Source organism: Glycomyces salinus, assembly GCF_016428645.1.
GTDB lineage: Bacteria > Actinomycetota > Actinomycetes > Mycobacteriales > Micromonosporaceae > Glycomyces > Glycomyces salinus.
The window spans coordinates 69919-95139 of record NZ_JAELXW010000018.1 but is presented as its reverse complement, the minus strand read 5'-3'; the positions used below and the strand labels follow the sequence as shown (position 1 = coordinate 95139).

The window sequence follows — 25221 nt, the reverse complement described above, 5'->3', positions numbered from 1 at the left end:
CAGTGCAATGCAATGAACGCCACGCGCCAGGCCGACCGGATCGTCGCCGACCGCCTCCGCCTCGCCGCCGACCGCGAACGACTCCCGGCACCCGAGCCCGGCGCCACCGCCGCGCAGGCCGCTGCGACCGTCAGCGCCGGCTCGGCCCACGCCGGACGCTTCACCCGCGAAATCACCGCCGCCGTGGCCGGCACCGCACTGGCCCTCGAAGCCGCCCGCCCCCACCCGGACGACCTGTGGGCCGCCGCCGCTGCCGCACACCCCGACCCGATCGTCTGGTTCGAGCAGGCCGTGACCCTCGGCCACCCCACCCACCCCCTCGCCCGCTCCCGCGGCGACCTCACCGCCGACCAGATCCGCGCCTTCGCCCCCGAACACCGGCCACGCATCGACCTGCCCGCCTACGACCTCGCACCGACCCGCACCCGCGGCAGGCGGCCCTCCGGCGCCCGGCTGCCGGTCCACCCCTGGCAGGCCGAACGACACGGCCTGACCGGCCCGGCCCACCTCCACCGCGACGCCGCCCCCCTGATGAGCCTGCGCACCGTCTCCACCGGGCCCGACCACATCAAATGCGCCGTCGACCTCCAACTGACCTCAGCGGTCCGGCACGTCTCGGACGCCGCGGCCGCCAACGGCCCCATCCTCGCCCGGCACCTGCGGCGCCCGGCGGCCGCATGCGGCATCACCGTCCTGCCCGAAGCCGCCACCCAAGCCCTCGACCCCGCAGGCGAACCGATACCGGCCCTGTCGGCGATCATCCGCCCCGCCCCCCACAGCCTCGGCCTCGACCGCACCATCCCCCTGGCCGCCCTCGCCGAACCCTGCCCGGCAACCGGACGCCCCCTCGCCGCCGCCCTCGCCGGCGACGACCTCGAACCCTGGTGGGCGGCCCTGGCCCACACCCTCACCGGCGTCCTGCGCCTGTTCGAGACCACCGGCGTCGCCCTCGAAGCCCACGGCCAGAACCTCCTGGTCGCCTTCGACGGCGACCGCCCCACCGGCCTGGTCTACCGCGACTTCGGCGGCGTCCGCCTACCACCGGACTTCGCACCCGGCCTGACCGGAGACCCGCCCTGCCCCGACGCCGACGAACGCGCCCGCAAACTCCTCGCCGCCCTCTTCCCGACCACCCTGGCCGCCCTCGTCGACGCCCTCGCCGCCTGGACCGGCACCGACCCCGGCCGCTGGTGGAAGACCCTCGCCAACGCCATCGCCGACACCGGACAGATCGGCCGGACCGCACTCGAACAGCCCTGGCCGATCAAGGCCACCACCGCCATGCGCCTGGCCGACCGCCCCACCGACGACATCTGGACCCGCATCGACAACCCGCTGGCGGACACGTGAACCTCACCGAGGCGACCCTGGCCGCCGCCTGGCGCGAAAACCTCGCCGGCCTGCGCGACAGCGGCGAACGCATCGGCTTCGACGGCACCGAACGGGCCTTCAACCAGATCGAGATCACCAAAGCCCCCCGACAGGACCCGATCGAGACCCTCGAGACGATCCTCGGCGCCCCCGCCCCACCCCACCTGGCCGCCGAATACGACTCCGCCGATCTCGGCGCCCGCATCGCCGCACCCCGCGCCGAACGCCGAGCCCGCCACCTGGCCGCCCTCGCCGCCCGCGCCGGCGAGACCACCCTCGCCGAACTGGTCGCCCGCTGCACCGCCACCCCCGACCGGACCGCCCGCGCCCTCGAGACCCTCGCCACCGAAGGCCACCTCCTGCACCCCCTGGCCCGCACCCGCCTCGGCTGGCGGGCGGCCGACTTCGACCGCTACGACGCCGAGACCCCCACCCCGATCGGCATCCGCCTGATCGCCGACACCGGCCGCGTCCTGTCCCACTCCGGCCAAGACCTGCGCGACCACCCGATGCTGGCCGCACTCGACCTGCCCGACCCGGTCGTACCGGCCCACCCCTGGCAGCTCGAACACCGCATCCTGCCCGGCCACCGCGACCTGTTCACCACCGGCCGCCTGCGCCTGCTGCCACAGACCGTCCCGGCCTGGCCCACCGCCTCGATCCGCACCCTCGCCGGACACGAAACACCCGGATTCCTCAAACTCGCCCTCGGCATCCACATCACCTCCACCCGCCGCGACATCTCCCCCACCACCGCCGCACTCGCACCGGTCCTCCACGCACACCTGGCCGACCTCGACGCCGCCGCCTCGATCGGCTTCGTCCGCGACACCGCCGGAGCCTGGCTGCCCGGCTCCCGCGACCTCACCGCCATCGCCCGCACCCCCCTGGCCGACCCGACCCCGCCCGGCACCGCCTGCGTCCCGGCCACCGCCCTGGCCGCGACCTCCCCGGTCACCGGCCAGAGCCTGGCCGCCGAATACGCCACCTGGCACGGCGACCCCGAAGCGTGGATCCGCACCTACGCGACCCTGTTCACCCCGCCCCTGCTCGCGCTGGCCGCCGCCGGCATCGGCCTCGAAGCCCACCTCCAGAACAGCCTGATCGCCCTCGACGGCCCCCGACCCGTCCGAGCCCTCATCCGCGACCTGGGCGGCGCCCGCATCCACACCCCCACCACCGGCATCGACCTGCCCCCCGGTTCCCCGGTCAACGCCGGCGGCCTCGACGCCGTCCGCACCAAGATCGGCTACACCCTCTTCCAGAACCACCTGGCCGCCCTCGTCACCGCCCTCGAACGCGACTGCGACCTCCAAGCGGCCGCATTCTGGTCCGACCTGGCCGACCTGATAGCCTCCCTCGACCTGCCCGAGGCCGACCGCGACACCTACCTGGCCGCGACCGTGCCCACCAAGGCCCTGCTGACCATGCGACTGCACCCCGGCACCGACATCACCGCGACCGTGGACAACCCGATGCACCGGAGACGCCCGTGAACGACACCATCGAAGACCTGGCCGCCTCACTGCCGTCCCCGGCCTGCGCCTGGATCTGGGAACCGGACGCCCTGCGCGAACGGGCCCGCGCCGTGGCCGCCGCGCTCCCGACCGCCACGGTCCTGTACGCGATGAAAGCCTGCGCCAACCCGGCCGTGCTGGCCGCGGCCGTCGACGCCTGCGACGGCATCGAATGCGCCTCGGCCGGCGAGGCGGCCGCGGCCATCGACGCCGGAGCCGACCGCATCGCCCTGTCCGGACCGGCCAAGACCGCCGCCGAATGCAACCTGGCCGCCGAATTCCCCGACCGGATCCTCGTCCACGCCGAATCGGCCACCGAACTCCACCGCCTGGCCGAGGCCGCCTACACCGGCCCGGTCGCCCTCCGAGTCAACCGCGGCCCGGCCCTGCCCGGCAGCCACCGCATGACCGGCCCGGCCACCCCGTTCGGCATCGCCGCCGACGACGTGCCCGAAACCGCCGAGACCGCCCGCCGCCTCGGCCTGAACGTGGTCGGCTTCCACCTCCACGCCGTCTCCAACTGCCTGGACGCGGCCGCCTACGCCGCCCACGTCGCCGGCGGCCTCGACTGGGCCCGCGAAGCGGCCGCCGCCTCCGGCGTCGACCTGCGCTACGTCAACGTCGGCGGCGGCCTCGGCGCCGACCCCCGCGGCCAGGTGATCGACCTCGACCTGCTCGCCGACCTGCTGGCCCGCCTCGACCACGACGGCATCGAACTGGCCGTCGAACCCGGCCGCTACCTGGCGGCCCCGGCCGGGACCTACCTGACCGAGATCACCGACCTCAAAACCGTCGACGGCCAGGCCATCGCCGTCGTCCGCGGCGGCACCCACCACTTCAGGCTCCCGGCCGCCTGGGGCTACGCCCACCCGTTCACCCTCATCGCCACCGACACCTGGCCCCACCCCTGGCCCCGGCCCCGCCTCGACGAGGTCGACCTGCGCGTCTGCGGCGAACTGTGCACCCCCCGCGACGTCCTCAACACCGGCCGACACGTCGCCTCGGCGGCCGTCGGCGACCGGCTCCTGTTCGCCGGCGCCGGCGCCTACGGCTGGGAGATCTCCCACGACCGGTTCCTGGCCCACCCCCGGCCCCTCCAGATCACCCTCGACGGGCCCTATTGAATCGCCGGGACGGCGATTACCATGAGGACTCCGGCAACCGGCGGCGCGACCGCACACGCACCGCCACGCCCTCTGATCCCCTCCCACGAGGAGCCGCCATGCCCAGCAAACGAGGCGCCCGCAAGGCCGCGCGGGACGGCACCCGCCTGGCCGGCATCGGCGACCACGCCGCCGCCCTGGCCGCCTTCGACCACGCCGCCGCCGAATACCGCGAGCACCTGACCTACCGCACCGACCCCGACGCGCAACGGGACCTGGTCGACCTGCTGGAGAAGACCGCCGCCTCCCGCGCCGCCGCCGGAGACCGGCCCGGCGCCGCCGCCGCCCTGGCCGAGCGGCTCCGGCACCTCACCGACCTCGGCGAACCGGCCCGGGACCTGGCCGCGGCCGGCCTCGACCTGGCCGACGCCCACCTGAGCGCCGGACACCTGCTCAGCGCGGCCACCGTCGCCGACGACGCCGTCCGCGCACACGACCACAGCCGCACCGCCGAACAGCGAGAACACGACGCCTTCGCCGAGGTCGCGTGCGCGCTGGCCCGCAACGCCCGCATCCTCGCCGCCGCCGGCGACCCGGACCTGGCCGTGGGCGCGGCCGACCAGTCCGCCCGGATGCTGCTGTCGCTCAACGAGGCGACCGAGTCCCAGCGCCAGCACCTCCGGTCGGCGCTGACCCTGGCCTGCCGCCTGCACGCCGCGGCCGGACGGCAGTCCCTGGCCGCAGGCGCCGGGCGGCTGCTGGCCCGACATTTCGGCGAGACCGGGCCGACCGAGACCGAACAGGCCCGGCCGTTGAGCCTGCGCGGGGCCCTCGAGGCCGCCTCCCGCCTGGGCACGTTCGGTGACACGAGCCTGATCGACCGGCTGTGCCCGGACCCGGCCTCGCACGCCGCGCCGCCGGCGATCTCGGCCCGCTGCGACCCCGGCCTGGCCGCGGTCGCCCTCCACGCCGTGGCCGGGGCCGTCGAGCTCCTGCAGAGCTCGCACGCGCCGGTCGCCTGGCGGCTGGCCACCGAGATCCACTACCTGCTGACCGCCGCCGACCGTCAAGGCGAACGCAACCTGCGGTTGAACTTCCGCGACCACGGCCCGACCTGGCTGGGCATGATGCTGTGCCTGACCGGCACCGCCGCCCGCAGCCCCGCGCTGGGCGCCGACCTCGCCGGGGTCCTCGAGCAGCTGCTGGAGCGGCTGCGGCTGCGGCACGCCTCGGGCGGCCACGACCAGGCGGTGGCCCAGCGCTACATCGACCACTACCGGCAGCGGCATTTACTCGCCCAGGTTGGCCTCGGCGTAGTGGTCCATCGCCTCACGCAGGTAGGCGGCCAGGCCCACGGCGACCTCGTCGTAGGTTTCGCGGAACGCCGGGTCGTCGCAGTAGAGCGCGCCCAGTCCCCGGTAGGCCTCGCCGGTGGGCTCGGTGCCCCACAGTTCGGCGATGAACCGGTAGTGCTCGGCGATGACGGCCTGGACCCGCTCGTCGGCCGCCGCGGCGCCCTCGCTGTCGAGGGCGGCCAGGCGGCGGTGGAACTGTTCGAACTTCGCCGGGATCGCGGCCCGCTCGGCCGGGCTCATCTGCCGGATCGCCGCGTCTGCGGCGTCGACGGCCGCGTCGCCCCAGCGGCGGCGGGCCTCGGCCTCCCATTCGCGCCGCCGGGCGTCGTCGAGTCCTTCGAACCAGGTTTCGGGTGCCATCGGTCGGCCTCCTTCGAGTTGTCGGATGGTGTCATCGACGGTGGCCGCCAGTGCGTCGATCCGTTCGCGTTCGTCGGTCAGCTGCTCGGCGTGCCGTTTGAGCGCGTCCACGGTCTCCAGGCCGCCGGTCAGGATCTGGTCGATCGTCTCCAGGCCCAGGCCGAGGCGGCGCAGCAGCAGGATCTGCTGGAGCCGCAGCAGTTCGGTCTGGCCGTAGCGGCGGATGCCGCCGTGACCGACCGAGGCCGGGGCCAGCAGGCCGATCGCGTCGTAGTGCCGCAACGTGCGGGCGGTGACGCCGGCCAGCTTGACCACTTCGGCGGTCGACCAGGTGCGCATCGGGACTCCCTTGCTCGTCGATGTGCCCTCGACGTTAGAAGCTGACGCTACGTCAACGGCAACCCCGATTCGGGGCGATGCGCCTCACACGCGAACGGCCGGGCCCAAGCATCGCTTGGGCCCGGCCGCGGCGGTGATGATCAGGCGGCCTTGGCGGCGGCCTTGCGGAAGTCCCGGTTCAACTGCCCGATCACGTCGAGCCCGATCTCCTTGGGGCACGCGGCCGAGCACTCGCCGGTGTTGGTGCAGCCGCCGAAGCCGGACGCGTCGTGCTCGGCGACCATGCCGAGGACGCGGGTGTGCCGCTCGGGCTGGCCCTGCGGCATCCGCGCCAGGTGCGCCACTTTGGCGGCCATGAACAGCATCCCGGACCCGTTCGGGCAGGCCGCCACGCACGCCCCGCAGCCGATGCAGGCGGCCGCGGCGAAGGCCGCGTCGGCGTCCTGCTTCGCCACCGGGGTCGCGTGCGCGTCCGGGGCGGTCCCGGTCGGGGCCGAGATGTAGCCGCCGGCGGCGATGATCCGGTCGAACGCGGTCCGGTCGACCACCAGGTCCTTGATGACCGGGAACGCCCCGGCCCGCCACGGCTCGACGTCGATCACGTCGCCGTCGCGGTACTTGCGCATGTGCAGCTGGCAGGTCGTGGTCGCCGCCTGCGGCCCGTGCGCCTGGCCGTCGATCACCAGCGAGCAGGCCCCGCAGATGCCCTCACGGCAGTCGTGGTCGAACGCGACCGGGTCGGCGCCCTCGGCGATGAGCTGCTCGTTGAGCACGTCGAGCATCTCCAGGAAGGAGGCGTCTTCGGAGATGCCGTCGACGATGTACTCGACCATCCTGCCCTTGGCTTCGGCGCCGCTCTGACGCCAGATTCGCAGCTTGAGTTTCACTTGTAGCTCCGTTGGGTGGGCTTGACATATTCGAAGACCAGGTCCTCTTTGTGGAGCACCGGTCCGGTCTGGCCGTGCTCCCAGGCTGCGACGTACGAGAACTGCTCGTCGTCGCGTCTGGCCTCGCCGTCCTCGGTCTGGGACTCGGCCCGGAAGTGGCCGCCGCACGACTCGGTGCGGTGCAGGGCGTCGATGCACATCAGCTCACCGAGCTCGAAGAAGTCGGCCACCCGGCCGGCCTTCTCCAGCTGCTGGTTGAGCTCGCCTGCGCCGCCGGTGACCTTGACGCGCTTGTAGAACTCGTCCTTCAGGTCGCCGATGAGCCCGATGGCCTTGCGCAGGCCCTCGTCGGTGCGCTCCATGCCGCAGTACTCCCACATGATCTTGCCCAGTTCGCGGTGGAAGGAGTCGACGGTGCGGTCGCCGTCGTTGTTCAAGAAGAACTCGATCCGGTCGTTCACCGCTTCGCGGGCCTCGGCTACGGCCTCGTGGTCGTCGGCCACGGCCTCGAACGGCCCGTCGGCCAGGTAGTCCGAGATGGTGTTGGGCAGCACGAAGTACCCGTCCGAGAGGCCCTGCATGAGCGCCGAGGCCCCCAGCCGGTTGGCCCCGTGGTCGGAGAAGTTGGCCTCCCCGGTCACGAACAGGCCCGGAATGTTGCTCATCAGGTCGTAGTCGACCCACAGCCCGCCCATGGTGTAGTGCACGGCCGGATAGATCCGCATCGGACGCTCGTACGGGTTCTCGCCGGTGATCCGCTCGTACATGTCGAACAAGTTGCCGTATTTCGCTTCGACGGCGTCCTTGCCGAGCCGCCCGATCGCGGCCTCGAAGTCCAGGTACACGCCCAGGCCGCCGGGGCCGACGCCGCGGCCCTCGTCGCACACGGCCTTGGCCGCCCGGGAGGCGATGTCGCGCGGCACGAGGTTCCCGAACGCCGGGTAGCGCCGCTCCAGGTAGTAGTCCCGCTCGGCCTCGGGGATGTCCCCGGGGGCCCGGTCGTCGCCGCGCTCGGCGGGCACCCACACGCGCCCGTCGTTGCGCAGCGACTCGGACATGAGCGTCAGCTTCGACTGGTGGTCGCCGGACTGCGGAATGCACGTGGGGTGGATCTGCGTGTAGCACGGGTTCGCGAAGTAGGCGCCCTTGCGGTGCGCCCGCCACGTGGCGGTGACGTTGCAGCCCTTGGCGTTGGTCGACAGGAAGAACACGTTCCCGTACCCGCCGCTGGCCAGCACCACCGCGTCGGCGATCTCGGTCGAGACCTCCCCGGTGACCAGGTCGCGCACCACGATCCCGCGGGCCCGATCGTCGACCACGATCAGCTCGAGCATCTCGTGGCGGGTGTGCAGCTCCACCGTCCCGGCCGCGACCTGGCGCTCCAGGGCCTGGTAGGCGCCCAGCAGCAGCTGCTGGCCGGTCTGGCCGCGCGCGTAGAAGGTCCGCGAGACCTGCGCGCCGCCGAAGGACCGGTTGTCCAACAGGCCCCCGTACTCGCGGGCGAAGGGCACGCCCTGCGCCACGCACTGGTCGATGATCTCGGTCGAGACCTCGGCCAGGCGGTGGACGTTGGACTCCCGGGACCGGAAGTCGCCGCCCTTGACCGTGTCGTAGAACAGCCGGTGGACGCTGTCGCCGTCGCCGCGGTAGTTCTTGGCCGCGTTGATCCCGCCCTGGGCGGCGATCGAGTGGGCCCGGCGGGGCGAGTCCTGGAAGCAGTAGTTGGACACCCGGTAGCCCAGCTCGCCGAGCGTGGCCGCCGCGCTGGCACCGGCCAGGCCGGTGCCGACCACGATCACGCGCAGTTTGCGCCGGTTGGCCGGGTTGACCAGCCGCCCGGAGAAGCGCCGGGACTCCCAGCGCTCGCTGATGGGCCCGGAGGGGGCCTTGGTGTCGGCGACCGGGTCGCCCTCACGGAAGTAGTCGTCGGCGCTCATGTCAGTTCACCAATCCGAAGGAGACGGCCAGGGGCACCACGGCGAACCCGGCCACGACGATGACCGACACCCCCAGGGCCGCCGCCTGCCAGCGGGCCCTCCAGCGCGTGTCCGGTCCGGCGATGGTCTGCACGGCCGACCAGATGCCGTGCCGCAGGTGGAAGCCCAGGGCGACCAGGGCCAGGAGGTAGAAGACGGTGACCGGCCACCGCTCGGGCGCGAAAGCGGCCACGACCGCGCCGTAGGCGTCGGGGACCTCTTTGACCGGGTTGACCGTCCGGAAGGTCAGGTCCAGCAGGTGCCAGGTCACGAACAGCACGATCACGGCCGCGCCCCAGCGCATGGTGGCCGCCGCGTGCCGCGATTCGCCCTTGGCCGGTTTCTTGGAGGCGTACCTGACCGGGCGGGCGGCCAGGGCGCGGCGGGTGAGCACGACCGAGGACCAGATGTGGGCGCCGACCGCGGCGATCAGACCCAGGCGCATCACCCACAGCAGCGACTCGTGCGGGATGAGCGGCTCGCCGAAGGTGCGCAGGCCGTGGGCGTAGTCGTTCATCGACTCGCGGCCTTCGAACACGTGGAGGTTCCCGGCCATGTGGGCGATGATGAAGCCGACCATCAGCAGCCCGGAGACGGCCATGACCAGTTTCAGCCCGATCGAGGAGCGCAGGCGGGGCGAGCGGGCCGGCCGACCGCCCGCCTTCGCCGGCGCGGCTTTGCGCGGTTTCAAATCCGTAGACACGAATCCCAATGCTAAACGCGACCGGCGTCACGAGTCCAATTCATGGCAGCGAGGTTTTCCATGCCGATAAGTTATGGACATGCGCCCGCAGCAACTCAAAGCCTTCCTCGCCGTGGCACAAACCCACCATTTCACCCAAGCGGCCGATAACCTCGGTGTGACACAACCGTCACTGAGCAAACAGATCGCCGCACTCGAAACCGAACTGGGCGCACCGGTCTTCACCCGCACCCGCGGCCGTATCACCCTCACCGACATCGGCACCACCCTCCTGGGCCACGCCCGCCGCATCACCGCCGCCCACGAAGCCGCCCACGCCGACATCGACGACGTCCTCGCCGTCCGCGCCGGCCGCCTCCGCCTCGGCGCCACCCCCAGCCTCTGCTCCTGGCTGATCGCCCCGCTCCTGGTCCGCTACCGAGAAGCCCACCCCGGCGTCACCGTCACCCTCACCGAAGACGGCTCCGGACCACTGACCGAACGCCTCGCCGCCGGCGACCTCGACCTCGCCTTCACCATCGGCCTCGCCCACGCCGACGGCCTCGACCTCAGACCCCTGCTCACCGAAGCACTCGTGGTCGCCTCCGCCGCCACCCAGCCACCGCTGACCCGCCAGGCCCACATCGGCCTCGCCCAGCTGCGCGAACAAGCGTTCGTGCTCCCCGCACACGGCTACGACCTGCGCAACCTCACCGTCAACACCTGCGAAGCAGCCGGATTCACCCCCACCGTCGCCGTCGACGGCGGCGCCACCGACGCCGTCGCCAGCCTCGTCGAAGCCGGCCTCGGCATCGCCCTCCTCCCGGCCATGATCGCCGCCGCCGCACCCGGCCTGCGCGCCACCCCCATCGCCCCACCCGGAGCCTGGCGCACCATCGCCCTGACCTCCCGCACCGACACACCCCCCACCAAAGCCGCCGCCGCCTTCGCCGCCCGCCTCGACGAACACCTCACCGACCTCCACGCCTGGGGCCGCCTCCCCGAAGGCATGCACACGATCTAAACCGGCAACTCCCGATCGAACATCGCCGCGATCTGCCGCGCCGACGGCGTCCCCGCATCCGGATCGGCCCCCGCCTCCAACAACACCGACACCACCGCACCGAAATCCTTGAACACCGCCCCCGCCAGCGGCGACTGATCCCGATCATTGCGCCGCTCCACATCCGCCCCCCGGCCGATCAGCGCCCGCACCGTCTCCGCATGCCCGTGGTAGGCCGCCAGCATCAACAGCGAATCACCACTGCCACCGGCCAGATCCACCGGCAGCCCCGCATCGACGAACGCCAGCAACCGCTCGGTCTCCCCCGCCCTGGCCAAATCCAACGCCCGCTCGGCGATCGCCTGCAAATCCTTCTCATCACTCACGCCCAACAGCTTGACACACACCCCACCGCCCCGACCCCCGAACGCGCTGCCCAGGGGATTCACCCACCAAGGTGTCACCGGGGGTATTGACATCGCCGCGAAGCGGTGGCGAAGATGGACTGCGGGCGCGCACCGGCCGACCGGAACCGCGCCGCAACGGTGGGACACAAACAGGTGGGGGACTCGCGCATGAACGAGCCGAAAATACTCGGACAGTTCCAACTCGAACACCGCACCATCCAAGTCAGCGGCGACGACGGCTGCGGCACCGTCTGGCTCCAGCGAGTCCACCCCGACCCGCCCATGGCCCTCGGCTGCGTCGTCGAACTCGACTCACCCACCCCCCGACTGCGCCTCTACCGCGCCGAATGGCCCGAACACCTCCGCGAAGAAGCCAAAGAACGCACCCTCGAAGTCTGGAGATCCCGCCAGCACTAACCCAAGGGCCTCCACGACCCCGGCCGCCTTCGCCTCGGCCTCGGCCACCTCATCGGCGGCCACCGACCGCCACGTGATGCCCCCGCCCGCCCACACATGCACTGACGCCCCATCGAAGGCGACCGTCCGAATCGTCAACCCCAACCGCAAGACCCCGCCCGACCAGAAACCCATCGCCCCCATCGCCGGACCCCGCCCCACCGGCTCCAACCCCGACACCAGATCCAACACCGCCAACTTCGGCGTCCCCGTCACCGACCCCGGCGGACACATCGCCCGCAGCAGACCGGCCACATCACCCGCCTCGGCCAACACGCACGACACGGTCGACTCGGCCTGCCACAACCGCCCCCACGACCGCAACGCGAACAACTCCTCGACCGTCACCGACCCCGGCACCGCCACCCGCGCCAGGTCATTGCGCTCCAAATCCACGATCATCACATGCTCGGCGCGCTCCTTGACCGAAGCCAGCAGCTCGGCCCGGCCCGCCTCGGTCGCCGCCGCCGTCCCCTTGATCGGGAAGGTCGCCGCCCGCCCCTCACCGGCGATCAGGAAGCACTCCGGGGAGGCCGAGGCGACCATCCAGTCATCCCCGCTCATCACCCCGCCCCAAGCGGCACCGCCGATCCGCCGCACCGCCGCCGCGGCCGCGCCCGCCTCCCCAGACCAGGACGCCTGCCGATGCCCCACCAGGCACGCCTGGTACACATCGCCGCGCCCGATGGCCTCCTGAACCAGCGAAACGGCCTTGGCGTGATCGGACGCCGTCCACGACCGCCGCCACGGCCCCGCACCGAAACCCCCCGACACCGGCGCCGCACGAGACCGGCCGTGCCGGTAGGCCACCAGCGCCACATCCGGGACCGCCGGCACCGGAGTGACCGCACCGGCCGCGCCGCCGATCATCGCCGCACCGGCCGCCGCCGAGATCAGCACCCCCACCCCGCACACCGAACCCTCGGCACCGGTGTGCCGGCCCCGCCAGCGGTCCAGGAAATCGGCCACCAGCACCGCCGGGTCACCGCCCTGGCCGAGCCGCCACTCGAAACGATCGCACTCGACCAGGCGATCAGCGCACACTCCCGGCGCACCCGGAGGCACAGGCCGGACCGACGAGAACGCGGACATGCCACAAGTGTGAACGGCGTTCAGGCCCGGCGGTGTCGCAACGGCCACCGCGAGTGGACCACCTCACCCGGCCCGCAGCTGATCCAGCAGGCTCCCTCCCTCGGCCTCCACCAGCCGCCCGCCGGTCGCCTCGGCCAACAGCGACAGATTCCCCGCATCGGCACTGCCGAACCCGACCGTGTACACCTGCACCGGCACCGACTGCTCCGCCGTCGCCGACGACAACGCATCGGCCGTCTCCTCCACCGTCGGCGCACTGACCGTGTCGACCCCGCCGTTGGTCAACACCACCACGATGTTCTCCGCCCCCTCGACCGCGCTCTCCCCCAGATACGCGTGCGCGGCCGTCACCGTGTCGAACAGCGGCGAACCCCCCGAATACAGATCCGACGGATTCCACAGCGCCCCCTCCACGTCCTCACGATGCCCATCGGACAAATCCGCGACCTCCAAGACCTGCTCCCAATTCTGGCCGCCCCCCGCACCGGCCCCGAACTCCCACAAACCGACCCGCGACGACGAGGGCAACTCCCCCAGCAGCGACACCGCCGCCCGGATCTCGGCATCACTGGCCTGCACGTCCTCCCCGTTCCACCGCACCGACTCCTGCCCCCCGGCCTCCGACCGATCCAGCACCAGCAGCACGTTCACCGACGCCTGACCCGGCGCCCGCCACTGCCGCACCGCCTCCCGCACCGTGTCCCCCGTGATCACACCCGAGGCCGCACCAGCATCATCGACCGGCCCGATCCCGTCCTCGGCGAACGCCTCCAACGCCCCATCCGACTGCAGATACCCACCGAACATCTCCGCGATCCGCGCATCCGACTCCGACACCCACTGCGCCCCACCCGCATTGAACACCAGATACGGATACACCGCGTTCAACTCCGCACCCGCCGGCGTCACCGGCACCAACTCGAACCCCGCATCCGGACCCGAATTGAACTCCTCCACCTGATAATCCAACGCCGTATACGCATCGGCAAAACCCACCGGATCCTCAGCGTCCCGCGCCTCCGAGAACAACGCCTCGGCATTGTCGGCCGTCCGACCCGCCTCCAAAGCCGCCGCATAACGATCCATCTCGGCCAGATCGACCCCGCCCTCGCCGTCACTGACCGCATTCAGCATCGACTGCAACCCCTCAGTCGACGTCCGCGGATTCGCCGCCGCCAACCGCAGATCCCCCGCCTCGGCCGCATCCAGCACCGCCGCCCACGACGGCGGCTCACCCCCCAGCCAACCCAACGACTCAGCAGTCGCCTCCGGCACCGCCAACACCGTGTTCGACTGCCCCAGCACCACCGGCTCATCACCGAAATAATCCGCCGTGACCTCCGTGTCGGTCACCCACTCGGCCCACACGTCCGAATCAGGCACCCACGCGATCGGCAGATCCCCCAGCGACACCGTGTTCCACTGACCGGTCAACCCCCGCGCCGCATCCACCGCCGAAACCGGATTGATCTCCACACCCACGCACTCGCCGTCCAGCTCCGGAGCCTCCTCCTGCTCCCACTCCTGAGCCAGATCCTCCAACGCCCGCGCCGAGTTCCCCGCAGCCGCCACCGACACCCGATACGTATCCCCACTGCAACCGGCCCGCAGCAGCATCACGAACCCCACGGTCAACACCGACGCCACCAACACGCACACCAGCGTGATCACAATCCACGGCGCCACCGGCAACCGCGAACCGCCCTTCTTCCGGCGCCGCCCCGTCCGGTGCGACTTGACTGCACGCGTATGCCCGAAAACCATCAGCTTCTCTCCTGGGGGAACACTGGCAGCCAGTGTAGAACCACCCACACCCCCAGACGCAGCCCCACCGCCCAGGCTAAGACCCGAACGCCTCCGGCGGCGGACACGTACACGCCAGGTTCCGATCCCCCCACGCATTGTCCACCCGGCCCACCGGAGGCCAATACTTACCAGCACCCACACCCGCCGGCCACGCCGCCTCAGCCCGCGAATACACCCGATCCCACCCCTCGGCCGTCACCGCCGCCGCAGTATGCGGCGCCGACCGCAACGGCGAATCCTCCACCGCCACCACACCAGAGACCACCGCCTCGATCTCAGCCCGAATCGCGATCATCGCCTTACAGAACCGATCCAACTCCGCCAGATCCTCCGACTCCGTCGGCTCCACCATCAACGTCCCCGCCACCGGAAACGACATCGTCGGCGCATGGAACCCGTAATCGATCAGCCGCTTGGCCACATCCTCCACGCTCACACCCGACCGCCGCGACAGCTCACGCAAATCCAGAATGCACTCATGCGCCACCAGCCCATGCTCACCGGCATACAGGATCGGAAACGCCTCACCCAGACGCGAGGCCACATAATTGGCCGCCAGCACCGCCGACGCCGTCGCCGCCGCCACCCCGTCCGGACCCATCATCCGCAGATACATCCACGGAATCTGCAGAATCCCCGCCGAACCCCACCGCGCCTGCGACACCGGCCCCACCCGACCCGGCACCGCCGACAACGGATCCGAAGGCAGATACGGCACCAGATGCTCCGCCACCGCCACCGGACCCACACCCGGCCCGCCGCCACCATGCGGAATACAGAACGTCTTGTGCAGATTCAAATGCGACACATCCGCACCGAACCGCCCCGGCTTCGCCCACCCCAGCAACGCATTCAAATTCGCCCCGTCGACATACACCTGCCCACCCGCATCGTGGACCCGCCCGCACACCTCCACGATCGAAGACTCGAACACCCCATGCGTCGACGGATAGGTCACCATCAACGCCGCCAGATCATCGGCATGCGCCCCGATCTTCGCCTCCAGATCCGCCACATCGATGTTCCCGGCCTCATCACAGGCCACCACGACCACCCGCATCCCCGACAACACCGCCGAAGCCGCATTGGTCCCATGCGCCGAAGCCGGAATCAGACACACATCCCGACCACCCTGCCCCCGATCCTCCTGCCAAGCCCGAATCGCCAACAGACCCGCCAACTCCCCCTGCGACCCGGCATTCGGCTGCACCGACACCGCCGCATACCCGCACACATCCGCCAACCAGCCCTCCAACTGGCCGACCAACCGCCGCCAACCCGCCGTCTGCCCCTCCGGCGCCAACGGATGCACCTCAGCGAACTCCGGCCACGAAACCGGCTCCATCTCTGCGGCCGCATTGAGCTTCATCGTGCACGACCCCAGCGGAATCATCCCCCGATCCAACCCGTAGTCGACATCCGCCAACCGCTTCAAATACCGCATCATCGCCGTCTCCGAACGATGCGCCGAGAACACCGGATGCGACAAGACCGCACTCGACCGCCGCAACCCCACCGGAACCGCCACACCCCCCGAGACCACCAAATCCACACCGAACGCCTCGCACACCACCCGAAGATCCGCCTCAGTCGTCGTCTCATCGCACGCCACGGCCACCCGATCACCATCGACCAGACGCAGATTGATCCCCCCGGCCGCCGCCGAAGCCACCACCGCCTCAGCCCGACCCGGAACCTCCACCACCACCGTGTCGAACACACTCCCCGACGCCACGGCCGCACCCGCCGCCTCCAACGACGCCACCAGGCGCGCCGCGGACGAAGACACCTCCTCGGCAATCGCGACCAGCCCCTCCGGGCCGTGCCACACCGCGAACGACGAGGCCATCACCGCCGGCAGCACCTGCGCCGTGCAAATATTGCTCGTCGCCCGCTCACGACGAATATGCTGCTCCCGAGCCTGCAACGCCAACCGCAGCGCGGGCGCGCCGGTCGCGTCCTTCGACACCCCGACCAACCGCCCCGGAAGCTGACGCTTCAGCCCCTCACGCACCGCCATATAACCGGCGTGCGGACCACCGAACCCCACCGGCATCCCGAACCGCTGCGTCGACCCCACCGCGATATCCGCACCGAACTCCCCCGGCGGCACCAGCAGCGCCAACGCCAACGGGTCAGCGGCCACGGCCACCGTCGCACCGCGCTCGCGGGCCAGGCGGGTCGTCTCGGCCCAGTCGCGGACCTCCCCGTCGGCGGCCGGGTACTGCAGGAGCATCCCGAACATGGCCTCGGGCAGGTTGGCGGGGTCGGCGCAGTCGGTCTCGACCAGTTCGATGCCGACCGGTTCGGCGCGGGTGCGCAGGACGGCCAGAGTCTGGGGCAGGACACGGGAGTCGACCACGAACACGTCCGAGGAAACTCGCCGCGACGAAGCTTTCGAGCCGCGCCTTGGCGCAGGGGCGGCCCGGCGGGCCAGGAGCATGGCCTCGGCCGCGGCGGTGGACTCGTCCAGCAGGCTCGCGCCCGCGACCGGCAGGCCGGTGAGGTCGGCGATCATCGTCTGGAAGTTCAGCAGCGCTTCGAGCCGCCCTTGGCTGATCTCGGCCTGGTAGGGCGTGTAGGCGGTGTACCAGGAGGGGTTCTCCAGGATGTTGCGGCGCAGCACCGCGGGGGTGTGCGTGCCGTAGTAGCCCAGGCCGATCATCGACCGCAGCGGCCGGTTGGACGCGGCGATGGCGCGCAGTTCGGCCTGGGCGCGGGCCTCGGAGACCGCCTCGGGCAGCTTCAGGCCGTCCCGGGAGCGGATGAGCTCGGGCATGCAGGCGTCCATGAGCGCCTCGAGCGAGGGGTATCCCACGGTCTTGAGCATCGCGTCGCGATCAGCGGCGCTGGTGCCGATGTGGCGGGCGGAGAACGAACGGTCGGTCACGAGGGCCTCCGGTGACAGTCGACGGCTTCAGCGGTCCCCTCGTCTGTCACCGGTCACGGCGGCGAGCCCGACGGCTCGACGTGACGGCTTCAGAGCGGCCAAGGCCGGGCGGTCCTGGTACCTGAGAGTTTGAAGCGAGGGACTTGCCCCTTCGGTGTCGTGGAGCGCGTGTGGCCCACGATCTCTCCCGCCCGGTTTTCCGGCTCTGCGCACATCGTATGTCAGGATGCGGTGCGTCGTCGATGCGGCACCTGGCCGTCTTCGGCGCGGCGGGCCGCCAGCTGCTCGGGCGGACTGACGGGGGCCTCGGCGCCCGGGAGGGTGGCCAACCGGCCCATGACCTCGGTGACCGTGGAGCGCACGGCGATGCCGAAGACGCCCTGGCCGCCGCGCAGGAGGTCGATGACCTCGCCGGCGGAGCGGCATTCGTAGACGGTCGAGCCGTCGGACATGAGCGTGATCTCGGCCAAGTCCTTGACGCCGCGGGTGCGGAGGGCCTCGACGGCCTTGCGGATGTTCTGGAGGGAGACCCCGGCGTCGAGCAGGCGTTTGATGACCTTCAGGACGATGATGTCGCGGAAGGAGTAGAGCCGGTTGGAACCCGATCCGCTGGCGCGGCGGATGCTGGGCTCGACCAGTCCGGTGCGGGCCCAGTAGTCGAGCTGGCGGTAGGTGATGCCGACCACCCGGCAGGCGGCGGTGCCGCGCCAGCCGCGGATCTGGGAGGGCGGAACGGGGCTCCGGCCGGTCGATTCACTGTGGGCGTCCATCGCTCGTCCTCCGCACCGTCGGGCCTCTATGTTGGTGAGAGTAACGCGCCGACCCATCACAATGGGCCGAAAGAGAATATTGCTCGGCTGGTGGCGGCGGGTGCGGCTCAGCTTTCCTCGTCGAAGTCCTCGGGGGAGACCTCTTCGAGGAACTCGCGGAATTTCTCCACTTCGTCCTCTTGGCTGTCGGGCAGGACGACTCCGGCCTCGTCGAGGACCTCTTCGGCGCACCAGATCGGCGTCTCGGTGCGCAGGGCGAGGGCGATCGCGTCCGAGGAGCGCGAGGAGACGCGGGTCTCGCCGTCGAGGAGCAGCTCGGCGTAGTAGATGGTGTCGCGCAGCTCGGTGATCTCCACCGAGGTCAGCGTGACGTCGAGCGCCTCGAGGACGTCGCGCATCAGGTCATGGGTGAGCGGGCGGGACAGCTGGACTTCCTGCTGCTGATAGGCGATGGCGGCCGCTTCGACGGTGCCGATCCAGATCGGCAGGTAGCGGTTGCCGTCGCTCTCTTTGAGCAGGACCACCGGCTGGTTGGTCGGGAGTTCCACGCGGACCCCGACTACGGTCATCATCCGCACCGGTTCGCCTCCAACGGGTGCCGTCGTCGCTGATGCAGGGCCCGCACCGGGGCTTGCCCGGGCGGGCCTGTCGTCTTTCAGCCTACTCGCAAATCGATCGAATCGAACCGAGCGGACGGGCGGGTCAGGCCGCGGCGGCCTTGGGGCCGCTGATGAACTGCAGTCGGAACTTGCCGATCTGGACTTCGTCGCCGTTGCCGAGCGTGGCGGTCTCCACTCGTTCGCGGTTGACGTAGGTGCCGTTGAGGCTGCCGACGTCGCGGACGGTGAACCCGGCCGTGTCGCGGTGGAATTCGGCGTGGCGCCTGGAGACGGTCACGTCGTCGAGGAAGATGTCGGAGTCGGGATGGCGGCCGGACGTGGTCACTTCCGTGTTCAGCAGGAAGCGGGCGCCGGCATTCGGTCCACGGCGGACGACCAACAGCGCGGTTCCCGCCGGCAGGGACTCTGCCAGACGGGCTGAGTTCAGTTCCGCGTCGACCTCTCCGCTCTCCTGCAAAGCGGACAGGTTCATCGTGGCGGTCACGTCGGGCGGAGGGAACTCGTCATTCGAACGCGTCATGGATTGCCACCTTCTAGAAGATTGGACCCTCTGGTCACTCCGTAATAAGCTTCGCATACGCTCCCGCGTCCAGCAAAGCACTGAGAGAGCCGGAATCCTCGACCTCGATGTCGAACATCCAGCCCGCTTCGTAAGGGTCGCTGTTCACCAATTCCGGGGATTCCGTCAGTCGGTCATTGCACGCCAGAATCTTACCGGTCACGGGAGCGTACACGTCCGAGACGCTCTTGGTCGACTCGACTTCGCCGACCACCGTCCCCTCCTCGACACCGGCGCCGACCTCGGGGAGCTCGATGAACACGACGTCTCCCAGGGATTCCTGTGCGAAGTCGGTGATGCCCACGCGCACGACGGCGCCTTCGCGCTGTTCGACCCACTCGTGCTCGGCGGTGTAGCGCAGCTGCTCCGGAATCACCTGTAGCTCCCCTCTGAGAATCCCGCCGGGACCGCGGCTCGCAAGCGCCGCCGCGGAAGAAGGCGGGTCGGACGCCAATGACCGTATCGCCAAGGCTCGCCGTGCCGTCGGCGGGGCCGCGGGGGCGTGATCATTTCGATGGGCCGAAGGGGTTGCGCCGGGCGGTGCTCAGGCCGCCGCGTGGGACCGTGGACGGTCGCCGCGGACCAGCTTCGCCGCCTGGCGCACGTAGACGGCGGCTGCCATCCAGTACAGGCCCAGGCCCCACCAGGCCAGGGCCCACCCGAGCGGGGCGGCCCAGGTGTCGGCGTTGCTGACCAGGCCGGCGACCACGAGCACCGGGAAGGACATGAACAGCACCGCAGTGGCGGACTTGCCCAAGAAGTGGACTTGCGGCGGCGCGTAGCCGTGGAAGCGCAGGACCAGGACCATGGACACCATGACCGCCTCGCGGGCGAGCACGGCGATGGTGAACGGCCACGGAAGCAGCCCGACGTAGGTCAGGGCCAGCAGCGAGGTGAGGATGTAGAGCCGGTCGACGAAGGGGTCGAGGAGGCGGCCTAGCTTGGAGACCTGGTTGAGGCGCCGGGCGAGCTGGCCGTCGACCCAGTCGGTGCCGCCGCCGACCGCGAGGACGATCGCGGCCTGCCAGTAGTATTCGGTGGCCAGCAGCAGGTAGCAGAACAGCGGGATTCCGGCCAGGCGGATCGCCGTGACCAGGTTCGGCCACGTCCATACCCCCCAGCCGGCGGGCGCTGCTGTATTGCTCAATGCGGTCCTCTCGACGGCTCGCGAGAGCCGGTGGTTTCCTGTCGGCTCGGGTGGTCCGAGCCGTGGTGCGGCGGGTGTACCGCGATTCTAGCCGCACCGGGGCCTGACTGTATCCCTGAAATTGACCCGCTGTCGCTATGTGGCTGCCGGGCGAAGCCCGTCTTGTAATGGTCCGTGAGGTGCAGGGGGCCTGTCTACGGTGGAGGTTGAAAACCTCGATGTCGATATATATTTGATATTAATGGTGATACAGAACAACCCAGGCCGCTTCCGACCCGGGTTGTCCGAACGCGCTCTCAGGACTGCGGAGCCCCGGGAATGTACTTCTCGGGCTCCTCCTTGCGGAAGAACTCGTTGGAGCTGGGAACGGCCAGCAGGATGATCACCAGCACCGACCCGAGCGTGGCCAGGGTCAGGACCGACCAGTCGATCGCGGCCGTCCACGCCGGGAAGGCGCCCAGGGCCGCCTCGACCATCGGATCGGCGTCCAGCCCCTCCAGCTGCGCGTCGCCGGAGTTGTCCAGCGTCATCTGGAACGACTGGGCCATGAACAGCTGGCCGACGAAGACGAAGCCGCCGCAGACGAGCACCAGGGGCTGGGCGATCCAGGTGACGATGCGCGCCGGCCGGTTGCCTCGGGCGTTCAGCAGCGCCAGCAGCGCCACCACGACGGCGGCCACCAGGGTGAACACCAGGTTCAGCGAGCTGTCGAAGTTGCCGTAGCCCTCCGGCAGGTCTTCGGGCGCGATGCCCTGGGCGCGCACCTCGGCCTCGAACGCCTCCTGGGCGTCGGCGCCGTACATGTAGCTGACCACGGTGGTGGCCAGCAGTGCGAGTACAAGGAGCCACTGCACGGCGACCGCGAAGGTCACCGTGCCCGGTCGGGCCTTGCGCTGCGGGGCCTGTGGGGACTTGTCCATGGTTCCTCCAAGGGTGGGTTTGACACACGCTACCAACACCGGACGACCACCGCGGGGAGGAATACTCGTCCTACTCCGGCAGTACCTGCCCCTCCTCATCGGGGATGGCCCTCCGGCGGCGCCGCACCGCCAGGGCCGCCCCCGCCATGCACCCGACCATCGGCACGAACAGGATCCACAGCGCCCACGTCGACACCGACAGCACCAGCAGCCCGCCCAGGAGGATGCCGGTGCCCGACAGGTCCGCCCGCGAATCCGCCAGCGCCGCCGAGGCCAGGTCCCTCCAGGACGATCCGGGCTCCCAGGCCGCGGCCGCCCGCAGCAGCACCGCGGCCGCCGCACCGGCCACCGCCATCGTCAGCAGCGCCATCACCGCCCGGCCCGGGACGCCCTCCTGTGCGAGCACGAACAGGTCGGCCGCCAGGAGCGCTGCCGCGCCGAGCACGGCCAGGCCCGCCTTCCAGGCCCCTTCGGACCAGGCGGTGCGCAGGTCCCTCCAGAACCGCGCCAGCCCCGAGTCGGTGCCGTCGAGGAAGCCGGCCAGGTGGCGCGAGGCCGCCGCGAGCGCGGCCGGGAGCGTCACCACCGGCAGCGCGGCCGCCGTCAGCCACACCCCGGTCAGGATGCACTCGGCGAACAGCGCGAACGGCCTGGTGCCGTGCGAGTCGCGTCTGGTTCCGGCCACGCTCCCCGGCCTCCTCCCCTGCTCGGATCTAGCCCTTGACGCCCGAGGTGGCGATGCCCCGGATGAGGAACTTCTGGAACACCAGGAAGAACAGCACCACCGGGACCAGCGACAGCAGCGTCATGGCCATCATGCCACCCCAGTTGGTGACGCCCTCGGAGTTCGAGTACGACTGCAGCAGGCGCGGCAGCGGGAACTTCTCCATGTCGTACAGGTAGATCAGCGGGCCGAGGAAGTCGTTCCACGACCAGATGAAGGTGAAGATCGAGGAGGTGATGACCGCCGGCCGCAGCAGCGGCAGCAGGATCGAGAAGAAGATCCTGAAGTGCCCGGCGCCGTCGATCGTGGCCGCCTGGTCGAGCTCGCGCGGGATGCCCCGCATGAACTGGATGTAGAGGAACACGAAGAACGCGTCCAGGGCCAGGAACTTGCCGATCACCAGCGGCACGTACGAGTTGGTCAGCTCCATCTCCGAGAAGATCAGGTACTGCGGGATGAGCATGACCTGGCCGGGCAGCAGCAGGGTCGCGATGACGATGCCGAGCATGAGGGTGCGTCCGGGGAACCGGAGCCGCCCCAGCGCGTAGGCGGTCATCGAGCAGGAGGCGACGACCCCGACCACCGACAGCGCCGCGATGACGAAGGAGTTCCAGAAGAACCTCCACAGCGGAATGCCGGCCAGTCCGTCGAAGGCCGACCTGAAGTGCTCCCAGGTCACCGTCTCCGGCCACAGGCCGGTGTCGGTGATGATGTCGGCGTTGCCCTTCAGGCTGGCGGCGATGACCCACAGCAGCGGGTAGAGCACGATCGCCAGGACCGCGAGCATCGTCAGGTGCCACGCCCAGGATCTGGCCCGCTGGGAGGCGGGCCTGGTGTTGCGGACGATCTCGCGTCCGGAGGCGGTCCTGGTCGTCATTTGTCCTCCCCGGCGTAGAAGACGAGCTGCTTGGCGGCCCGGAACATGAGCAGGGTGACGATCCCGACCGCGAGCACCAGCATCCAGGCGTAGGCCGAGGCGTAGCCCATGCGGAAGTCGGTGAACGCAAGCGTGTAGATCCGCACCGTGTAGAACAGGGTCGACCACGCCGGGGCTCCGGCCTCGCCGCCGATGATGTAGGCGGGGCCGAATACCTGGAAGGCGCCGACGGTCTCCATCAGGACGTTGAAGAAGATGACCGGTGAGAGCATCGGCAGGGTGACGCGGACGAACTTCTGCCACTTCCCGGCCCCGTCGACGTCCGCCGCCTCGTAGAGCTCGTTGGGGACCTGCATCAATCCGGCCAGGAAGATGACCATGGGTGCGCCGAAACTCCAGACCGCCAGGATGACGAGCATCAGGATCGACACCGACGGGTTGCCGAGGAAGCCGCCGCCCTCCCAACCGAAGGCGCTCATGAAGCTGTCCTGGACGCCGTCGTCGGAGAACAGGGCCTTCCAGATCAGGGCGATGCCGACGCTCATGGCGATGAGGCTGGGCATGTAGAACGCGGCCCGGTAGAAGCCCATGCCGCGTCGCTTCTGGGCCAGCAGCATGGCCACGGCCAGAGAGGCGACGAGTTTGATCGGCACGGCCAGGGCTACGTACATCAAAGTCACGCGCACCGTGCGACCGAACATCGGGTCGCTGAACATGGCGATGTAGTTGTCGAAGCCGATCCAGCTGCCGCCCCGGATCAGGTGGTGGTCGGTGAACGACAGGTACAGCGACCAGGCCATCGGGCCGACGGTGAGGACCGCGGTCCCGATGAGCCAGGGGATCATGAAGGTATAGCCGGCCAGACGCTCGCCGCCCCGGACGCCCGGGGAGCGGCGCTTGGCCGCTCCCCGGGATCCGCGGTCCGGCGGCGCTCCAGCCTCACCGGCAGCGCCCGTCTGCGGCACGGCGGCGGTGGGAGGTGAAGCAGACACGGTGGATTCCCTCGGGTTGGTTATTGCTCGGACGCCAGCAGAGTCTCGGCTTCGGTGAAGAAGGTGTCGACAGCGTCGGCCACCGACAGCTCGCCGAACAGGACCTGCTCGTAGACCTCGCCGAACTTGACCTCGATCGATCCGGTCGCGGCCGGCGGGGCCGGGGGCGGGGAGGTCAGGTACTGCGAGACGCTGGCCTCGTAGTCGAGGACCTGCTGGGCGATCTCGTCGATCTCGACGTTCTCGCGGCCGACGTTGGTGGCCGGGACGCCTCGGTTGGTTCCGAGGATCTTCACGGCCTCGGGGTCGGTCAGCATGAACTCGATCAGCTTCGCCGACTCCTCCGGGTGCTCGGTGTTGGCGCCGATCACGAACTGCATCGACGGCTTGAGGTAGAGGCCGATGTTGTTCGGGTCCTTGGACGGAGGGGCCGCCAGGGCGAGCTCGCCGCCGTTCTCCTGGATCGTCGGGGCGAACCAGGGCAGGAAGTTGTCCCACAGGATCTGGGACCCGAGGGCGTCGAGGACCATGCCGTCCTCCTCCCACTGGGTGGTGATGTCGATCGGAGCGACTGAGCCGTCGGCGTTGATCTCCTCGTTCATCGACCACCACTCGGTGAGCTGGGCCTTGTCGAAGTTGAGCGCCGTGCCGTCCTGGGTGTAGAAGCTGCCGCCCTCCTGGCGCAGCCACAGCTCCATGAAGTGGTACTGGCCGGCGAAGTCGCCGCCGCCCCACTTGCCCTCCTCGGCGAGGTTCTGGGTCACCTGCCGCATCGCCTCCTGGTAGTCGGCCCAGGTGTAGCCGGGCTCGATGGTGACGCCGGCGGCCTCGAACCAGTCGGTCCGGTACATCATGGCGAGGGTGTTCCCGGCGATCGGCACGGCTACCAGCTCGTCGTTGACGTAGCCGGTCTCCAGGAATCCGTCGAGGAAATCGGAGGTGTCTACCAGGTCTTCGAGCGGCAGCAGCATGCCGTTGCCGCCGAACTGGAGCAGCCGCGAGTAGTCCATCTGGAACACGTCGGGCAGATCCTGGGCGGCCATGCGGGTGGTCATCGACTGCCAGTACTCGGGGAAGTCGGAGAAGTTCGTGGTGATCTTGATGCCCTCGTTCTTCTCCTGGTACAGGTCGAGGGCCTGCTGGGTGATCTCGGCGCGGTCGTCGTTGCCCCACCATTCGAAACTCAGTTCGATGGGGTCGTCGGCGGTGCCGGCGGGTCCGTCGTCGCCGCAGGCGGCGGCCGCCCCGAGGGCGGCGGCGCCGGTGGCGCCGGTCAGCAGGGTACGGCGCTTGGCGCGGTACTGGTGGCGTTTCATTGTCGGTGTTCTCCTTCTTTGAGAGGGGTCCCGCTCGCGCGGGCCTTCAGGA

23 protein-coding genes and 1 riboswitch are annotated in these 25221 nt (G+C 70.3%); of the genes, 4 read left to right on the top strand and 19 right to left on the bottom strand.

All coding sequences use genetic code 11. The annotated features are described in order from the left end of the window. Positions 1–12 precede the first annotated feature (12 nt). From JFB92_RS07690 to JFB92_RS07680, 3 genes are read left to right on the top strand one after another with little or no spacing between them, the layout of a single operon-like run. A complete protein-coding gene (locus JFB92_RS07690; protein WP_199036655.1) occupies positions 13–1350 on the top strand; it encodes an IucA/IucC family protein in 1338 nt (445 codons plus the stop codon). Beyond that, complete coding sequence (locus JFB92_RS07685) at positions 1347–2867, top strand: IucA/IucC family protein (protein ID WP_199036653.1); 1521 nt, start codon at positions 1347–1349, stop codon at positions 2865–2867. The genes JFB92_RS07690 and JFB92_RS07685 overlap by 4 nt, the downstream gene beginning before the upstream one ends. Further along, complete coding sequence (locus tag JFB92_RS07680) at positions 2864–4012, top strand: type III PLP-dependent enzyme domain-containing protein (protein WP_199036651.1); 1149 nt, start codon at positions 2864–2866, stop codon at positions 4010–4012. Before JFB92_RS07685 ends, JFB92_RS07680 begins: the two co-directional genes overlap by 4 nt. Here JFB92_RS07680 and JFB92_RS26890 read toward each other — a convergent pair. The 5 genes from JFB92_RS26890 to JFB92_RS07655 form a co-directional block, all read right to left on the bottom strand. Beyond that, a complete protein-coding gene (locus JFB92_RS26890; RefSeq protein ID WP_199036649.1) occupies positions 4006–5280 on the bottom strand; it encodes a hypothetical protein in 1275 nt (424 codons plus the stop codon). The genes JFB92_RS07680 and JFB92_RS26890 overlap by 7 nt on opposite strands. Further along, a complete protein-coding gene (locus JFB92_RS26885; RefSeq protein ID WP_199036647.1) occupies positions 5281–6045 on the bottom strand; it encodes a MerR family transcriptional regulator in 765 nt (254 codons plus the stop codon). Positions 6046–6185: 140 nt separating this feature from the next. Beyond that, positions 6186–6932: a succinate dehydrogenase/fumarate reductase iron-sulfur subunit gene (locus tag JFB92_RS07665; RefSeq protein ID WP_199036645.1), complete on the bottom strand. Its 747-nt coding sequence runs from the start codon at positions 6930–6932 to the stop codon at positions 6186–6188. Further along, entirely contained in the window at positions 6929–8869 is a 1941-nt protein-coding gene (locus JFB92_RS07660; RefSeq protein ID WP_199036643.1) for a fumarate reductase/succinate dehydrogenase flavoprotein subunit, read from the bottom strand. Before JFB92_RS07660 ends, JFB92_RS07665 begins: the two co-directional genes overlap by 4 nt. Before the next feature lies 1 nt (position 8870). Then, complete coding sequence (locus JFB92_RS07655; RefSeq protein WP_199036641.1) at positions 8871–9611, bottom strand: succinate dehydrogenase cytochrome b subunit; 741 nt, start codon at positions 9609–9611, stop codon at positions 8871–8873. A gap of 73 nt (positions 9612–9684) precedes the next feature. On the opposite strand from JFB92_RS07655, the gene JFB92_RS07650 reads away from it, so the two are divergent. Further along, positions 9685–10614 (top strand): LysR family transcriptional regulator, encoded by a 930-nt coding sequence (locus tag JFB92_RS07650; protein ID WP_307789055.1) that lies wholly within the window; start codon positions 9685–9687, stop codon positions 10612–10614. Here JFB92_RS07650 and JFB92_RS26085 read toward each other — a convergent pair. The 14 genes from JFB92_RS26085 to JFB92_RS07580 all read right to left on the bottom strand — a co-directional run bounded on the left by JFB92_RS26085 (position 10611) and on the right by JFB92_RS07580 (position 25169). After that, entirely contained in the window at positions 10611–10988 is a 378-nt protein-coding gene (locus JFB92_RS26085) for an ankyrin repeat domain-containing protein (RefSeq protein ID WP_372451593.1), read from the bottom strand. The genes JFB92_RS07650 and JFB92_RS26085 overlap by 4 nt on opposite strands. Before the next feature lie 324 nt (positions 10989–11312). Then, positions 11313–12548: a chorismate-binding protein gene (locus tag JFB92_RS07640; protein ID WP_199036637.1), complete on the bottom strand. Its 1236-nt coding sequence runs from the start codon at positions 12546–12548 to the stop codon at positions 11313–11315. A 63-nt stretch (positions 12549–12611) separates the two neighbouring features. Further along, on the bottom strand, positions 12612–14312 hold the full coding sequence (locus JFB92_RS26080; protein ID WP_199036635.1) for a vWA domain-containing protein: 1701 nt from the start codon (positions 14310–14312) through the stop codon (positions 12612–12614). A 76-nt stretch (positions 14313–14388) separates the two neighbouring features. Next, positions 14389–17244, bottom strand: a complete 2856-nt coding sequence (gcvP, locus tag JFB92_RS07630; RefSeq protein ID WP_199036633.1) for an aminomethyl-transferring glycine dehydrogenase — start codon at positions 17242–17244, stop codon at positions 14389–14391. Positions 17245–17343: 99 nt separating this feature from the next. Beyond that, positions 17344–17444: riboswitch (glycine riboswitch) on the bottom strand. 21 nt (positions 17445–17465) lie between these two features. Next, entirely contained in the window at positions 17466–18014 is a 549-nt protein-coding gene (locus JFB92_RS07625; RefSeq protein WP_199036631.1) for a MerR family transcriptional regulator, read from the bottom strand. A gap of 107 nt (positions 18015–18121) precedes the next feature. Next, on the bottom strand, positions 18122–18592 hold the full coding sequence (locus JFB92_RS07620) for a bifunctional nuclease family protein (RefSeq protein ID WP_199036629.1): 471 nt from the start codon (positions 18590–18592) through the stop codon (positions 18122–18124). A 124-nt stretch (positions 18593–18716) separates the two neighbouring features. Beyond that, entirely contained in the window at positions 18717–19154 is a 438-nt protein-coding gene (locus JFB92_RS07615; protein WP_199036627.1) for an FHA domain-containing protein, read from the bottom strand. Between the two features lie 34 nt (positions 19155–19188). Further along, positions 19189–19569, bottom strand: coding sequence for a glycine cleavage system protein GcvH (gene gcvH, locus JFB92_RS07610; RefSeq protein WP_307789053.1), 381 nt, complete (start codon positions 19567–19569; stop codon positions 19189–19191). 168 nt (positions 19570–19737) lie between these two features. Further along, the gene (locus JFB92_RS07605) at positions 19738–20340 is read right to left on the bottom strand and encodes a CDP-alcohol phosphatidyltransferase family protein (RefSeq protein WP_199036626.1); all 603 of its coding nucleotides are present in this window, start codon (positions 20338–20340) and stop codon (positions 19738–19740) included. Positions 20341–20636: 296 nt separating this feature from the next. After that, complete coding sequence (locus tag JFB92_RS07600; RefSeq protein WP_199036624.1) at positions 20637–21260, bottom strand: hypothetical protein; 624 nt, start codon at positions 21258–21260, stop codon at positions 20637–20639. A 70-nt stretch (positions 21261–21330) separates the two neighbouring features. Further along, a complete protein-coding gene (locus JFB92_RS07595; protein WP_199036622.1) occupies positions 21331–21945 on the bottom strand; it encodes a hypothetical protein in 615 nt (204 codons plus the stop codon). A gap of 28 nt (positions 21946–21973) precedes the next feature. After that, positions 21974–22861 carry a carbohydrate ABC transporter permease gene (locus tag JFB92_RS07590; RefSeq protein WP_199036620.1) on the bottom strand — a complete coding sequence of 296 codons (888 nt, stop codon included), beginning with the start codon at positions 22859–22861 and terminating at the stop codon, positions 21974–21976. After that, the gene (locus tag JFB92_RS07585; protein ID WP_199036618.1) at positions 22858–23853 is read right to left on the bottom strand and encodes a carbohydrate ABC transporter permease; all 996 of its coding nucleotides are present in this window, start codon (positions 23851–23853) and stop codon (positions 22858–22860) included. The genes JFB92_RS07590 and JFB92_RS07585 overlap by 4 nt, the downstream gene beginning before the upstream one ends. A 20-nt stretch (positions 23854–23873) precedes the next feature. Further along, entirely contained in the window at positions 23874–25169 is a 1296-nt protein-coding gene (locus tag JFB92_RS07580; protein WP_199036616.1) for an ABC transporter substrate-binding protein, read from the bottom strand. Between the last annotated feature and the right edge of the window lie 52 nt (positions 25170–25221).

What these genes read in the sequence shown, in the direction of transcription:
- JFB92_RS07660 (WP_199036643.1), bottom strand. Translation starts at nt 8,869, where the DNA reads ATGAGCGCCGACGACTACTTCCGTGAGGGCGACCCGGTCGCCGACACC.
- JFB92_RS07690 (WP_199036655.1), top strand. Translation starts at nt 13, where the DNA reads ATGAACGCCACGCGCCAGGCCGACCGGATCGTCGCCGACCGCCTCCGC.
- JFB92_RS07625 (WP_199036631.1), bottom strand. Translation starts at nt 18,014, where the DNA reads ATGGACGCCCACAGTGAATCGACCGGCCGGAGCCCCGTTCCGCCCTCC.
- JFB92_RS07590 (WP_199036620.1), bottom strand. Translation starts at nt 22,861, where the DNA reads ATGACGACCAGGACCGCCTCCGGACGCGAGATCGTCCGCAACACCAGG.
- JFB92_RS26080 (WP_199036635.1), bottom strand. Translation starts at nt 14,312, where the DNA reads ATGGTTTTCGGGCATACGCGTGCAGTCAAGTCGCACCGGACGGGGCGG.
- JFB92_RS07600 (WP_199036624.1), bottom strand. Translation starts at nt 21,260, where the DNA reads ATGGACAAGTCCCCACAGGCCCCGCAGCGCAAGGCCCGACCGGGCACG.
- JFB92_RS07650 (WP_307789055.1), top strand. Translation starts at nt 9,685, where the DNA reads ATGGACATGCGCCCGCAGCAACTCAAAGCCTTCCTCGCCGTGGCACAA.
- JFB92_RS07580 (WP_199036616.1), bottom strand. Translation starts at nt 25,169, where the DNA reads ATGAAACGCCACCAGTACCGCGCCAAGCGCCGTACCCTGCTGACCGGC.
- JFB92_RS07640 (WP_199036637.1), bottom strand. Translation starts at nt 12,548, where the DNA reads ATGTCCGCGTTCTCGTCGGTCCGGCCTGTGCCTCCGGGTGCGCCGGGA.
- JFB92_RS26885 (WP_199036647.1), bottom strand. Translation starts at nt 6,045, where the DNA reads ATGCGCACCTGGTCGACCGCCGAAGTGGTCAAGCTGGCCGGCGTCACC.
- JFB92_RS07615 (WP_199036627.1), bottom strand. Translation starts at nt 19,154, where the DNA reads ATGACGCGTTCGAATGACGAGTTCCCTCCGCCCGACGTGACCGCCACG.
- JFB92_RS26890 (WP_199036649.1), bottom strand. Translation starts at nt 5,280, where the DNA reads ATGCCGCTGCCGGTAGTGGTCGATGTAGCGCTGGGCCACCGCCTGGTC.